The sequence below is a fragment of the Mycobacterium novum genome (assembly GCF_010726505.1).
GTDB classification, from domain to species: Bacteria; Actinomycetota; Actinomycetes; order Mycobacteriales; family Mycobacteriaceae; genus Mycobacterium; species Mycobacterium algericum.
On the sequence record NZ_AP022562.1, the window covers coordinates 4,068,960 to 4,082,292 of the forward strand.

Genomic DNA, 13,333 nt, shown 5'->3' on the forward strand with positions numbered 1-13,333 from the left:
TTTCAGGATTTAGGAGAGAACCGAAAGTGTTTGCCACGTCGGTCATTCGGAAGCTCGCGATCAGTGAGGAGATGCTTGCCGAGACCCACAACTTCGTGGGCCTGGCCGCGCACGTCACCGGTCCGGTCGACATCGACCTGCTCTCGGAGGCCTACGAGGCGCTGCTGGAGGCGCATCCGATCCTCACGGGTCGGCTGGAGCGACTGCCCGACGGCCGGCACCAGTTCGTCACCGATGACCTGATGCCCGACGGCATCGAGGTCATCGAACTCGCTCACCCCGACGCCGAGCCGCCGGCCCCGCATTTCGATCAAACGGAGTCGCTGGTTGCGCTGCGGGTGATCATCGCCGACGGTCAGGCGCAGCCGACGCTGTATGTGCACCACGCCGTCGCCGACGGTCACCACATGTACGCGCTGATCGAGGAGATGCTCTCCTATTACACCGATCTGGTGACCACCGGAAGGATCGGCGCGATCAACGTCGAGCCCGCGCCGCAATCGATCGAGGCGGTGCTGGCAGACCGGGGGATCGAAAAGCAGCAGCGCTCCGGCATCGAGCGGTTCATGCCGGCATTGTTCGCCTACGACCTTCCTCCCACCCGGCGGGCCGTCGCGGGGGAGACGCCGTCGTCGCCGGTGCGGGTTCCGATGGCGTCGTGCCGGCTGACTGAAAGCCAGACCAACGACGTGGTCGCATTCGGGCGGGCCCACGATCTGAGCCTGCATGCGGTGCTGTCGGCGGCCGTGCTGATGGCCGAATGGCAGTTGCGGGGCAAACTGAGCATTCCGGTGCCCTACGTCTACACCGTCGACCTGAGATATTTTCTGTCACCGCCGGTTTCGGCCACCGGATGCACCAACCCGATCGGTCTGGCCACCTATCTCGCTGAGATCGACGCCAAGACCGACCTGGTCGCGATCGCCCGCGACATCGCCGAGAACTTCCAGAAAGACCTCGATGAGGGCGTCATCCAGCAGTCGCGGCTGCACTTCAGCCCGCAGTACGTCGGAAACCCACCCGGCTTGCCCGACGTCGTGGTGCTGAGCAACAACGGTCTGGTTCCGCCGGTGCGGACACCACCGGGTGTGGAGGTGACCACCACCCACGGCGAACTGTATTTCGCGGTGAGCGCCGGGATCGACATCTACTTCACCCAGATCTTCGCCGGCCAGCTCAACATCGAATACCACTCGCACGGGCCCGAGCCGGAGCGCTCGGTGGAGGCGATCCGTTCACTGCTGTGCGGCATCGCCGAGCAGCATGCCGCCGCAGGCGTCAGCTGACCGGGCCGAAAGCGTAGCGGTGATACTGCAGCATGGTTCGCAGCGGCGGCAGCGCACGGGCAACCCGGGCGGAGCGCCGGAAACCGGCCGGCACCCGGCCGAAGGTCTCCGCGTCGAAGAGATTCGCCGCGGCCAGCAACCGAAGCCCGTCGACCGAGTCCAGAATGTCGTCGGGGCTGTTGACCGCCCAGTGCAGCGTGGCACCGGACTGACGTTGCAGCCGGTGGGTCTTCTGCGACTTGATCCCGAACCAGTTGTAGAAGTCGATCTGCAGTTCGCCGGCGGGGAACCTGTCGACGACACTCTGCAGCAGCGTCACCCCGTCGGATTCGGTCAGGTACATGCTGATGCCCTCGGCCAGCAACAGCACCGGGCGGTCAGCGGGAATCTCGTCCAACCAGGACGGATCGGTCGCCGAGGTCGCCATCAGGTGGTAACCGGGGCGGTCGGGATAGATCTGCTCGCGCAACGCGATCACCGGCGGCTGGTCGACGTCGTACCAGGTGACCTCCGGCCCCGGATCGATCCGGAAGACCCGGGCGTCCAGGCCGCAGCCCAGGTGGATGACGGTGGCCCGCCGGTGAGCGGCCAGGAACTGGCGCGCCCAGATGTCGTACTGGGCGGTGCGCACCGTCACCAGCGGCGCCCACCGGCCCGGGGCTTTGAGTGCGTCCCAGTCGAAGTCGATGCGCTCGACCGCCTCCTTGGCGTACCGATCGCCCAACACCGGGGAGTCGAAATCGGCGTCGAGGGCCTTGAGGTACAGCGTCGTCAACATGGTCTGTGCGGCGCCGTGCAGGTCGACGGGGATCTTGTCTGCCACGTCGGCGAGCCTAATACCCTTGACGGGCACGCGATGCACCGCACGGCCGAACCCGGCGGTTCAGCGAGGCTCGACGGAGGAGAGCCGAAGCTGGGACCGCCGCATGAACCGGGCGGTTCAGCGAGGCTCGACGGAGGAGAGCCGAAGCTGGGACCGCCGCATGAACCGGGCGGTTCAGCGAGGCTCGACGGAGGAGAGCCGAAGCTGGGACCGCCGCATGAACCGGGCGGTTCAGCGAGGCTCGACGGAGGAGAGCCGAAGCTGGGACCGCCGCATGAACCGGGAGGCACAGATGGCAGATGAGAACACCGCCCGCAACGGGCGGGCGCCGCGGGTGCTGCTGCTGTACTACAGCTACACCGGGCAGGCGCTCAAGGTCCTCGAGGCGGCCGGCGAGGTGTTCGCCGAGCGGGGCTGCGAGGTCACCAAGGCCGGTATCGAGTTCACCGATCCGCGCTACGCGCAGCGGTTCTCGCGGTTCCCGATGCGCCGGGTGTGGCCGGACATGCTCAGCGTGCTCAAAGCCCAGCAGCAAGGCGAGACGGGCCAGATCCGCACACCCGACGCGGTGCGCGACGGCGACTACGACCTGATCTGCATCGGCTCACCGACCTGGTGGAAGGCGCCGGCCATGCCGATCCGGTCGTTCCTGCAAACCGACGAGGCGCGAAAGCTGCTGGACGGCAAGCCGTTCGCGGTCTTCACCGTGTGCCGGGAGTACTGGCAGGAGAACTACGCCGAGGTCTGCCGACTCGGCGAGGAGTGCGGTGGCCGTTACACCGACGAGATCCACTTCACCTATCCCGGCGACCCGCTGCGCTCGATGCTGTCGCTGACCAGCTACCTGGGCAGCGGGCGCTACCGCAAGCGCTACCTGGGGCTGCGCCTTCCGCCCACCAACGTCCAGCCCGAGCAACTCGACCGGGTGCGCGCGTTCGCGGCGGGCCTGGCGAGCCGGCTGTTCGGCAAGTAGGGGAAAGGCAGGCATGCCCCGTTCCTTCGACATCGTGTTCGAGTCGCCGGCGAGCGTCGAACAGATTCAATCCGCGTTCGGCTCGCGTGATTACTGGCTGGCCCGCAACGCCGAGTTCGACGGCGGCGAGAAAACGCTGGACTCGCTGACCGTCGATGAGCAAGGCGCGGTCCGGGTGGTGGTCACCGAGGATCTGCGTCACGGCGCGCTGCCGGGGATGCTGACCAAGGTCTACCGCGGTGACCTCAACATCGTGACCACCGAGGTCTGGACGCCCACCGGCGACGGTCGGGTCAACGGCGACATCGACGTCGCGGTGGTCGGGGCGCCCGGCCGCGGCGGCGGGACCGCCCTGCTGCAGCCGGCCGGCAGTGGTTCGCGGATGAACCTCACCGGCACCATCGAGTTCAAGATCCCGCTGGTGGGTGGGCCGATCGAGCGGTTCCTGGCCAAGGAGTTCGCCGAGGGCATTCCTAATATTCAGCGGTTCACCGCCGGCTGGTTGGCCGACCATGGCTGACACCGTGCGGTTCATCCCCGCCAACGTGCCCGCTACCGCCGAGGCGCTGGCCCGGCTCGACATGCCGCTGGGCGAGGCCATGATGACCCAACGTGCGGTGCGCCGGGTCTACTCCGAACCGGTCGACGACGCGGTGGTGCTCAGGTGCATCGAGCTGGCGCTGCGGGCCCCCACCGGCAATGACGGGCAGAACTGGGAGTTCATCGTCGTTCGCGACCGCCGGGTCAAGGAGGAGCTGGCCAAGCGTTACCGGCAGGCGTGGAAGATCCAGCGCGACGTGGTATTGCGGCGCAGGCTCAAGACCGACGAGTCGATCGCCGGGATCGCACGGGCGATGGAGTGGCAGATCGACCACTTCGCCGAGATCCCGGTGCTGGTGGTGGCCTGCCTGCGGTTGGGGGCCCGGGAAGGACGACTGCCGGTGGTGCGGATGCCGCATATCGCCGAGTCGGCCTACTGGGGGTCGATCTATCCCAGTGTCCAGAACCTGCTGCTGGCGGCCCGTGCGATGGGGCTGGGCGCCTCGCTGATCACGCTGCCGCTGTGGAGTCAACGGGCGTCGCGGCGCATCCTGGGCCTGCCGCGCGACGTCACGCCGTGCTGCATCGTGCCGCTGGGCTGGCCGCGCGGACGCTACGGTCCGACCACCCGCAGGCCGGTCGGCGAGGTCGCCCATCTAGACGGTTACGGTAACCGAGCTTGGCTGGAAGAATGAGCCGTTTTCGGATGAAATAGTCCGGTCTGGTAGCCGAAAAGGCATCCTATCCGTCCTAGAAGATTATGAAGCCTTGTTTTTATTGGTTATCGCAAACCGAGTGATGTAGATTCAGCCGATCCTGTGTAACACATCGGTCGGGGGGCTCATGGACACGGCGAAATACACATCTGATTCGAAGGCTGCGCTCGCGGCGGCGGGAATGCTCGCCGCCGCGCTGGTCACACCGGTGGCGGCCGTGCCGGCGGGCCCCCTCGTCGTGGGCCGGGACCTGGTATTGGCCAGCGCTGGAGATTCGCTGCTCAATATTCCGCTGAACCTGTTCCAGGCCATTGTCAACATTCCCAGCACCGAGCTCGGCGCGATGACCGTCCTGGGTAACTCGCTGATCTACAGCGGGAACTGGTGGTCGCCGAGCGCCACCAACATCTGGGGTGAGGACCCGGGGGATCCGGGGCATTTCATGGGCACCATCGATATGGCGTTCCCGTTCACCCAGATCTCCGGGCAGGGCAGCCCGGCGCCGGGGGCTCCCGGTTTCGACTGGGATGAGGCGGCCGCCGGCCACCTGGGGCTGGGCCAGCAGTTCACCCTGCTCGCCGATGCCGAGATCCCGACGAGCGCGTCCAGCGATGCCGACTACAGCGCACCGCTGCTGCCGTCGAGCGAGATCACCGGCTCGTCGTTTCTCGACCACAACGCCTGGTTCTTCGCCGCGCTGTCCGGTATGCAGCCCTACCCGCTGTTCGACAACTGGTTCGGCGTGCCGCTGTCGGATCTGATGGCCGGCTATACCTTTCCGACGGTGATCAACCCCTCGATGGGGATCGGTGTCGACAGCGAGGGAAACTCCGACGGCTCCGTACCCGGTGATCCGGTCCTGGGTTTTGCGGGCACCCACCCGGCCACCCCGGACGACATCGCGAACCTGCCGCAGGACGCCGCGACCCAGTCGCAGGGCATCCACGTCGTGCCCGGCACCGACGAGGTCGTCAACGGCAACGGCAACCCGGTGCACCTGATGCCGTGGTCCAACGAGACCTTCAAGCTGGACCTGCTGTATCCGTTCCAGAACTTCTACGACAGCCTGCAGGCCCCGGTGGAGCTCAACACCTACGTCAGTGGGTTCCAGATCCCGACATTCGACGAGGTCGGCCGGGCGCTGCAGACGCTGGCCGCGGGCATGGTCATCGCCTTCGACCCGTCGTCTCCGGGCGACCCCTTCTGCGGTAGCACCTGTCTGGCGTATCCGTGGGCCACCCCGCTGGCGCTGGTGGCCGGCCTCGACAAGATGTGGCCGGGCAACCCCTATCTGGAGAACTGGCTCGCGCTGGCCAACGCGGACAGCCCGCTCAATGCGTTCTACGGCATGGCCAACGGGCCGACACCGCACCAGGTCGACGTCAATGACGCGGTGTCGCAGTCGCTACAGCAGTGGTTCGATGTCGGCAACGCCTCGCCGGATGACCCGCCGGCCAACGTCGACACCCCGATCGCATTCTCGCCGTCGCCGATGATGCAGCAGCTCATCGACTTCATGGAGCAGTCGGGGGTCCAGCAGTTCTTCGCCGACTGGGCCAATCTGGCCGGCTACCAGCCGGTGGACTTCGACGACTTCACCCCGGTCCTGGGGGCCGGCCCCGATCCCGGCGACATCGGTGGCGCGGCAGCCGGCACCGCGGACGGGTTCGCCGGCCTGCTCGACGCCGTCGGGCTGGCAGATCTGGCAGCGCTGCTCTAGAGCGGGGTCGCCCTGGTGCTGTGGCCCCGGGCCCGGTGCCGTCACCGGGTGCGGCCGGCCACGTCGTGCGGTATGGTCCGGCTGAATCGGCGGCGCGAAGTACATCCGGTGGTGACCAACGGTGACCGAACCGGTGAAACGGAGTAGAAGACCCGCCAAAGACGATCATGATGTACCACTTAGCAGACGCTTGTCCGCGCCCCATGTAAATTAATCGACACTCGCTTAGACACCGGACCGCGCCGCCGTTATGCTGGCACGGTTCGGTGGGGACTCAAGGGGGACATGTGAAGAATGGTGTGACGCGGAAGCGTCGGTATACGAACGCGGGTCGACACCGAGCGGTTCCTGCGCGTCGGAATCCGATCACAGGTACTCATCGCCTGGTCCCGCAGCGCCGCCACGTGACCGCCGGTGCCGCCGTCGCCGCCGCGGGCGTTGTCGCCATGGCGCCCGTCGCCCCGGTCGCGCCGTGGGAAGCCGGCCTGAGCGCCGCGGAGCGGGCGGTGGCGCTGGCCGCCGAGGCCTCCATCCTGAACATTCCGTTCAACCTGTTCCAGGACTTCGTCAACATCCCGTTCAACAACGTCCAGGCGACCAATGTGCTGGCCAACTCGTTCTTCTTCACCGGGAACTGGTTCACCCCCAGCGCAACCAACATCTGGGGTGAGGACCCGGGCGACCCGGGCCACTTCATGGCGGTGATGGACTACCTGTTCTCATTCTCCCCCCACGTCTCCGGTGCCTTCGACCCGACGATCGACCCGGAGGCGCTGGAGAACGGCACCGCGGGTCTGGGTCAGCAGTTCGCCATGTTCGCCGCCGCCCTGTTGCCGGTCAGCGCATCGTGTGACTCGATCCAGTGTTTTCCGATGTCGCCGGTGGAGCCGATCACCGGGGTGACCGCCATAGACGCCATGCTGAACTTCTTCATCAAGTTCAGCAACTTCCCCAACGACGACAACCAGCTGGACCTGTTCAAGTACTGGCTCAAGGTGCCCATCCAGGACATGCTGAACGGGTACACGTTCCCGGACAGCCCGTGGAGTGACCCCGACAACCCGACCTCTGCCGGCATCGCCAACCCGGACGCCGGTGTGGGTGAGGGCGGCGCGGTGCCGGGCTCAGACTTCGACGCGGTCCCGGGCAGCCACGCCCAGCCCGGCTTCGGCTTCCCGGGCACCGTTCCGCTGACCGACGCGGACGGCAACCTGATCCTCGACGAGTACGGCAACCAGGTCAACCTGATGCCGTGGGCGGGCCTGACCTTCAAGCTGGACCCGTTCGGCCCGTTCCAGCGGTGGTTCGACAGCCTGATGCAGCCGGTCGACTGGAGCGTCAACGGCGACGACCCGCTCACCGGCTTCCACTTCTCCGGCCCGGAGGAAATCTTCCAGACGATGAAGGCCCTGATCGCCGGGCTGGTCGTCGACTTCAACCCGTACGTCCCCGGTAGCCCGATGTGCCCCGGTCTGTGCAATATGCCACCGGTCTCCCCGCCGTGGGGGGTGACCACGCTGGATCTGGTCAAGTCGATCCAGACCATCGGCGCGCCCAACCCGCTGATCCAGCAGTGGATCGACCTGACCGAGCAGGAAGCCGCCAACGCCGTCGGCAATGCCAACGGCTCGACCGACGAGCAGGTGATGGCGGGTATCTCGGCGCTGCAGACCGGGATATTCACCTTCGACGCGGACACTCACAACGGAATCATCGATTTCCTGGCTGACATCAACCCCTGGTTGCCGAACCTGGTGGTGAACGGCGGCCTGATGACCGACCCGGGCTTGCTGGGGCCGTGGTCGATCAACCCGGAGACCGGCTACTACACGCCGCCGACCTATAACCCCGACCTGCCGCTGGACATGCAGGAGATCGGCGAATACGGCGGCAAGAACTCGCTGCTGCTCTGGAACGACTTCATCATGTTCCTCGACCCGAGCGGCGGGCTCAACACCACGCTCGAAGACCTGTGGGCCGAGATCGCGAGCTGGTTCACCTTCTAGACCCGCACGCAAAGTAGCCCGGCAACTGCGTTTCCGGGACGGGAGTGCTATCGGTTGCACTTATGTAATTCTTTGGTAGATTGCATAAGCGCTCTTAGGTCATGCCGTTCTGGCGTGCCTTCCCCCTCGGCTTCGGAGGTCCGCCAGGATGGTTTCTGCCCTGCGCTCCTACTTCAGTGCTGGGCTGGCGATCACCGCCGTAGGCCTCGTCGCCGTCACCCCGATGGAGCCGCCCGTGCCGGTTCCCGACGCCACCACCATTGCGCACCCGGCGCCCCGCTTGACCGCTGATGAATCGCTGCTGAACGTCCCGCTGAACCTTTTCCAGGACCTGGTCAACGTTCCGGCGAACTACATCCATGCGCTGGACACGATGGCAAAGTCACTGTTCTACAGCGGCCCGTGGTTCGTCGGCAGTCCGACCAACGCCTGGGGCGAGGACCCCGGCGACTTGGGACACTTCGAATTCGTCGCTCAACTGCTGGTTCCGTTCCCGGAGCTGTCCGGAGCCGGCCACGAAGGAGACTTCTTCCACCCGGGTCTGGGCCAGCAGCTGTCCATGCTGGCCAACGTGGAGATCCCGGTAGATCTGAGCTGCGCGGGGCTGGACTGCCTGCCGGTGATGCCGACCAGTCCGATCACCGGCTTCACCTGGATCGACCAGGCCATCTGGAGTTTGCTGATCGCCACCGGTGTGCAGAAGTTCCCGTTGATTCAGAATTGGTTCCAAATCCCGTTCTCGGCCATGATGAACGGAAATGCCTATTACTTCGACCCCAATGGTCCCGGCATGGTCAATGTCGGGTTCGCTCATGACGGGTTCTACTGGGAGGGCACCCGCACGCTGGAGGAGTTGGGGCTGAACCCGGAGGACTACCCCGATATCGACCCGGACGCCCCGCTGCAGCCGTGGGCGGGCAGCTACTACGAGATGGACTTCGAACAGCCGTTCATCAACTTCTTCGACAGCCTGATGCAGCCCTTCGACGTCGACAAGTTCCAGCTTCCCGACTTGGTGGAGTTCGGCAGGGCGCTGCAGGCCGTGATCGCCTCGTTCCTGGTGGCCTTCAACCCCTTCATCCCGGGCAGCCCGTTCTGCCCCGGGCCGTGCCTGCTGCCCGAACCCGGCGGCGACATCTTCAACCCCGAGGACTGGAACACGCCCAGTTACTACCTGCTGGCGAAACTGATCGGGGACCTGTGGCCGGGCAACCCCGTGATCGACGAATGGCTGGCCGCCTATGACGGCGGCACCGCCAATGTCTCCACGCCGGAGATCATCGAGCATGAGGCATGGCTGTGGCGACTGGGCACCGTGCTGCTCGACCTCAAGAATCCGCTGCCGGACGACCCGGCGATCGACACCACCGACTTCCTGCCCACCGTCGATCAGGTCCGGGATTTCCTCGGCGACTATCTGTTCAATATCGCCGACAACATCGGGATCATCGGGCCCTTCGATATCCAGGGGCTCTGGGATGCGGTGTTCGACGTCACCGCGGCTTGATCACCGGCCGGCCGGGCTGACCCGACCGGCCGGACGCGCTAAACGCCGATGAGCCCTGACAGGTCGGGCAGGTAGGGGTACAGGTCGGGCAGCTCGCTCTCCGGCAGCATCCCCAGTTGGACCTGGGCGGCTGTCCACCCCTGCTCGAAGCCCAGCTCGAGGTTCTGCGCCACGGTGTCCCAGTCGATCGTGGGCAGGCTCCACGACACCGGCGTGAGGACGTCGGCGGGATCGCTGCGGTCGTATCCCAGGTCGATCAGCACCCGCAGGGCGGGCTGCACCAGGTCGGCCATCGCCGGCCCGAAGAAAGGAACCCAACGGATCCCGTCGAGCAGCGGCAGGTTCTGCGTCGGGATGAGGAAGTAGTCGGTGTTGACGTCTTCCGAGGTCGGCAGCTGCACCGCGTCGGCGACCGAGCTCGGGTCGAACGTCGTCGGCCACCCGGGTAGCAGCGCCGGGTGCAGGGAGACGTAACCGGCCATCGCGTTTGCCAGGGCGAGGAAGTTCAGCGGGTACTTCGGGAAGTCGGTCGCCCCGCTGTACTCGATGGTGTAGCTGTCGGTGTGGTAGATCCCGTCCGGAGGGGTCATCGGCATGCCCGAGCCCTCGAAGCGAGTGAAGAACCCGCCGTTGGGGGTGCCGAGGTTTTCCAGCAACACGAAGCTCAAGTGATCTGGATCCGGCTGCTCTCCGGGGGGCAGTGCCAGCAGATTCACCAATTCCTGAGTCGCCACCGCGGCACTCATCGAGTATCCCCAGACGGTGACATTGTCGCCGTTGGCCAGGTGCTCCAAGATCGCCTTGTCGATGTCGGCGACGCCCTGGGTCAGGCCCGGGCCATAGTCGGTCTGCGGTGTGGTCACGCCGACGGGGCTGTAGCCAGGAAATGTGGGCTGTCCCGGAAATGGGTTCTGCGGGTTGAGGAAATAGTCCATGACCTGGTCGATATAGGAATCCTTCGGCGTCGGCTGAAATGCCGAGCCCATGATCAGCGCGGTGTCGTCACCGAGGGCCACCCCGGCCCCGACCGCCGACGTCATTCCCAATAGGCCGGCGCAGCCCCCCGCCAACAATCCGACCGTCATCCAGCGATTTCTCGAGCGTGTCATCAACGTCCCCCATTTACATCACACACATGTCCGCGTCAGCGTACACAGGAACTCGTCCCAGCGCCCGCCGAGGTAGGAGAAAGTTTCGCAAGCGTCAAATGATTTGGCGGGGGAGTCCGCCGACAAGCCGGGCGATAGGGTGGCCAGGTGGCTCTACCAGCACCGGGTCGCGACCGCGCGGCCATCGTCACCGGCGCGTCGTCGGGGATCGGTGCGGCGATGGCGCGCGAACTGGCCCGGCGTGGCCATCAGCTGATCGTGGTGGCGCGTAGCGCCGACCGGCTGCACGCGCTCGCCGCCGAACTGAGCCCACACCCCGTGCATGTGCTGCCGGCGGACCTGTCCTGCCGCACCGAACGCGCGGCCTTGGCGGGCCGGATCGCCGACCTGGGCCTGGTCGCGGACATCCTGATCAACAACGCTGGCCTGTCGGTGGTGGCACTGGCCGCCAACACCGAGCCGGCGAGCCAACTGAATCTGGTCGAGGTCGACGTGGCGGCCGTCGTCGACCTGTGTTGCCGGTTCGTGCCGGGCATGGTGGCGCGCGGCCGAGGGGCCGTGCTGAACGTGTCGTCGGTGGCCGGCTTCGGCCCGCTGCCCGGTCAGGCGAGCTACGGCGCCGCGAAAGCGTTCGTCGCCTCCTACACCGAGAGTCTGCGCAGCGAGCTGCGAGGTACCGGTGTCAGCGCCACCGCCCTGTGCCCGGGGCCGGTCGACACCCGATTGGACATCGACGCGGGGTTCCGCGAGGGCGAACGCAAGCAGGTCTTGCCCGCGGTCATGTGGAAGTCGGTGGATACCGTCGCTCGCGCAGCGGTCGACGGCATGGCCGCGGGGAGGGGCCGGGTGACACCCGGATGGGCGAACCGGCTGCTGGTGGCCGCCTACCGGATCGTGCCGCACGGCCCGCTGCTACCGTTGCTGGCGCGGCGCACTCCGCTGTCGACTCGCAGCGCGGGTGAGGGGCACACCGGGATCTCATCGACGTCACGGGACGGTCGATCACCGGACAGGGGGAGCAGTGTGATGCTTGAGGTGATCGACAAGGGCTGCGTGAGTGAAGCTCATCCTGCTCCGCTGCTGTTCGTCCACGGCGCCTGGCACGCGGCCTGGTGCTGGGACGAGAATTTCCTCGGATACTTCGCCGACCTGGGTTATCGCGCGGTGGCGGTCAGTTTTCGTGGCCACGGCGGCAGCGCGATCGACAAGCCGCTGCGCCGCTGCAGCGTCGAGGACTACGTCGAGGACGTCAGGTCGGTGGCCGACAGTTTGCCGGCGGAGCCCGTGGTGATCGGCCACTCGATGGGCGGGCTGATCGTGCAGAAGTACCTCGAGGGCCGTCGCGCACCGGCCGGGGTGCTGATGGCGTCGATTCCCCCGCAGGGCAACTACGGGTCCAGCCTGCGCTGGCTGCGGAGCCACCCCTGGCAGGCGATCAAGATGGCCGTCACCGGCAAGTCACTGCGCTACATCAATACGCCGGAACTGGCCCGGGAGAAGTTCTTCTCCGATCAGACCCCCGAAGATCAGGTGCTCGAGTGCGCGGCGCGACTGCAGGAGGACAGCGCCCGCGTGAGCATCGACTGCCTGATGCTCAATCTGCCCCGCCCGGCCCGGATCACCGCGCCGCTGCTGGTGCTCGGAGCCGAACAGGACGGTGCGCACACCCGCAAAGAAGTGCAGGCGACGGCGCGCGCTTACGGCACCGAGGCGGAATTCTTTCCCGGCATGGGCCACAACATGATGCTCGAGCCGGGCTGGGAATCGGTGGCCGAACGCATCCACGACTGGCTCGGCGGTCGCGGCCTGTAGCCGCCGTCCCGAACGGTCAGTCCTTGGCGAAGCAGTACAGCCGGTAGACGAATTCGCCGTTGCGCAGGGCGCCGTTGAACGTCCAGTCCGTTGCGGCGCTGGCGAAGCGGGCCATGCTGCCGTGGTGGGCGATCATGTCCTGCTTGCGGGCGAGGTTCTGTTCGTTACCGCGCAGCACCGCCATGCTGATGTCCTCCTGGGTCACCAGCCGCAGTCCGGTGTTGGCCAGCTCGGCGTCCCACTGGGCCAGCTCGCTGCGCCGGCGGAAGTCGGTGTAGAGGAAGTGCCCGCCGGGTGCCAGCACCCGTGCGGCGCCGTCGAAGAACCGTGCCGGATGCGGGTACAGGTGCGACGCCTCGACCTGGAACACCACGTCGAACGAGCCGTCGTCGAAGGGCAGGTTCTGGGCGTCGCCCTGCACGAAGTCCAACCCGGGCAGCCGGTGGCGCTGCCGGCAGAACTCGATGGCGGTCTCGTTGAGGTCCAGGCCGGTGTAGGAGGCGGGTTTGAAGGTGCGCGCCACATACGACGCGCCGCCGCCGTGGCCGCAACTGACCTCGAGCACCTTCTTGTCGGCCAGGTCCACCTGCGCGGCGGTGCGGTGGTACTGCTGGATGAAGAACCGGTTGGGTTCGTCGGACGCCTCCAGTGGCACCGCCATCGGCGGGTCTTCCTCGTAGCCGTAGTTCAGGAACAGCCAGTCGTCACCGCTGAGCAGCTTGGTCTGGGTGGCGAACCGCTTGGTCACGAACGAGGTGAACAGCAGGTGGTAGACGAACGGGTTCGTCATGACGCGGTGGGTTACCGGGTTGAATATCAGGCGGTTCATCGTGGCCACCGA

The 13,333-nt window shown here is 66.4% G+C and carries 11 protein-coding genes and 1 pseudogene; 9 read left to right on the forward strand and 3 right to left on the reverse strand.

The annotated features are described in order from the left end of the window. The first annotated feature begins 26 nt into the window (after nucleotides 1-26). Nucleotides 27-1,286, forward strand: a complete 1,260-nt coding sequence (locus G6N19_RS19100) for a phthiocerol/phthiodiolone dimycocerosyl transferase family protein (protein ID WP_193465445.1) — start codon at nucleotides 27-29, stop codon at nucleotides 1,284-1,286. Here G6N19_RS19100 and G6N19_RS19105 read toward each other — a convergent pair. Then, nucleotides 1,279-2,109: a class I SAM-dependent methyltransferase gene (locus tag G6N19_RS19105; RefSeq protein WP_193465446.1), complete on the reverse strand. Its 831-nt coding sequence runs from the start codon at nucleotides 2,107-2,109 to the stop codon at nucleotides 1,279-1,281. The genes G6N19_RS19100 and G6N19_RS19105 overlap by 8 nt on opposite strands. Before the next feature lie 274 nt (nucleotides 2,110-2,383). Between G6N19_RS19105 and G6N19_RS19110 the strand changes: the two genes are divergently transcribed. From G6N19_RS19110 to G6N19_RS19135, 6 genes are all read left to right on the forward strand, one after another. Next, complete coding sequence (locus tag G6N19_RS19110; protein ID WP_193465447.1) at nucleotides 2,384-3,082, forward strand: flavodoxin family protein; 699 nt, start codon at nucleotides 2,384-2,386, stop codon at nucleotides 3,080-3,082. A gap of 13 nt (nucleotides 3,083-3,095) precedes the next feature. Then, nucleotides 3,096-3,602, forward strand: a complete 507-nt coding sequence (locus G6N19_RS19115) for a DUF2505 domain-containing protein (protein ID WP_013829139.1) — start codon at nucleotides 3,096-3,098, stop codon at nucleotides 3,600-3,602. Continuing rightward, nucleotides 3,595-4,317: a nitroreductase family protein gene (locus G6N19_RS19120; protein WP_013829138.1), complete on the forward strand. Its 723-nt coding sequence runs from the start codon at nucleotides 3,595-3,597 to the stop codon at nucleotides 4,315-4,317. Before G6N19_RS19115 ends, G6N19_RS19120 begins: the two co-directional genes overlap by 8 nt. Before the next feature lie 148 nt (nucleotides 4,318-4,465). Further along, nucleotides 4,466-6,058 carry a hypothetical protein gene (locus tag G6N19_RS19125; protein ID WP_193465448.1) on the forward strand — a complete coding sequence of 531 codons (1,593 nt, stop codon included), beginning with the start codon at nucleotides 4,466-4,468 and terminating at the stop codon, nucleotides 6,056-6,058. 404 nt (nucleotides 6,059-6,462) lie between these two features. After that, nucleotides 6,463-8,064 (forward strand): hypothetical protein, encoded by a 1,602-nt coding sequence (locus G6N19_RS19130; protein ID WP_013829136.1) that lies wholly within the window; start codon nucleotides 6,463-6,465, stop codon nucleotides 8,062-8,064. Nucleotides 8,065-8,212: 148 nt separating this feature from the next. Beyond that, nucleotides 8,213-9,571, forward strand: coding sequence for a hypothetical protein (locus G6N19_RS19135; protein ID WP_193465449.1), 1,359 nt, complete (start codon nucleotides 8,213-8,215; stop codon nucleotides 9,569-9,571). 38 nt (nucleotides 9,572-9,609) lie between these two features. Here the strand turns inward: G6N19_RS19135 and G6N19_RS19140 are convergent, their stop codons facing one another. After that, the gene (locus G6N19_RS19140; RefSeq protein WP_083039270.1) at nucleotides 9,610-10,656 is read right to left on the reverse strand and encodes a PE-PPE domain-containing protein; all 1,047 of its coding nucleotides are present in this window, start codon (nucleotides 10,654-10,656) and stop codon (nucleotides 9,610-9,612) included. A gap of 171 nt (nucleotides 10,657-10,827) precedes the next feature. Here G6N19_RS19140 and G6N19_RS19145 point away from each other — a divergent pair. Together G6N19_RS19145 and G6N19_RS19150 are read left to right on the forward strand one after the other, a co-directional pair. Beyond that, nucleotides 10,828-11,631 (forward strand): annotated as a pseudogene (locus G6N19_RS19145) (SDR family NAD(P)-dependent oxidoreductase); the annotation flags it as partial. A gap of 75 nt (nucleotides 11,632-11,706) precedes the next feature. Further along, nucleotides 11,707-12,492, forward strand: coding sequence for an alpha/beta hydrolase (locus G6N19_RS19150; protein WP_193466451.1), 786 nt, complete (start codon nucleotides 11,707-11,709; stop codon nucleotides 12,490-12,492). A 16-nt stretch (nucleotides 12,493-12,508) separates the two neighbouring features. Here the strand turns inward: G6N19_RS19150 and G6N19_RS19155 are convergent, their stop codons facing one another. Then, nucleotides 12,509-13,321, reverse strand: a complete 813-nt coding sequence (locus G6N19_RS19155; RefSeq protein WP_013829132.1) for a phthiotriol/phenolphthiotriol dimycocerosates methyltransferase — start codon at nucleotides 13,319-13,321, stop codon at nucleotides 12,509-12,511. Between the last annotated feature and the right edge of the window lie 12 nt (nucleotides 13,322-13,333).

What these genes read in the sequence shown, in the direction of transcription:
- G6N19_RS19135 (WP_193465449.1), top strand. Translation starts at nt 8,213, where the DNA reads ATGGTTTCTGCCCTGCGCTCCTACTTCAGTGCTGGGCTGGCGATCACC.
- G6N19_RS19140 (WP_083039270.1), bottom strand. Translation starts at nt 10,656, where the DNA reads ATGACGGTCGGATTGTTGGCGGGGGGCTGCGCCGGCCTATTGGGAATG.
- G6N19_RS19155 (WP_013829132.1), bottom strand. Translation starts at nt 13,321, where the DNA reads ATGAACCGCCTGATATTCAACCCGGTAACCCACCGCGTCATGACGAAC.
- G6N19_RS19115 (WP_013829139.1), top strand. Translation starts at nt 3,096, where the DNA reads ATGCCCCGTTCCTTCGACATCGTGTTCGAGTCGCCGGCGAGCGTCGAA.
- G6N19_RS19150 (WP_193466451.1), top strand. Translation starts at nt 11,707, where the DNA reads ATGCTTGAGGTGATCGACAAGGGCTGCGTGAGTGAAGCTCATCCTGCT.
- G6N19_RS19110 (WP_193465447.1), top strand. Translation starts at nt 2,384, where the DNA reads ATGAACCGGGAGGCACAGATGGCAGATGAGAACACCGCCCGCAACGGG.
- G6N19_RS19120 (WP_013829138.1), top strand. Translation starts at nt 3,595, where the DNA reads ATGGCTGACACCGTGCGGTTCATCCCCGCCAACGTGCCCGCTACCGCC.
- G6N19_RS19125 (WP_193465448.1), top strand. Translation starts at nt 4,466, where the DNA reads ATGGACACGGCGAAATACACATCTGATTCGAAGGCTGCGCTCGCGGCG.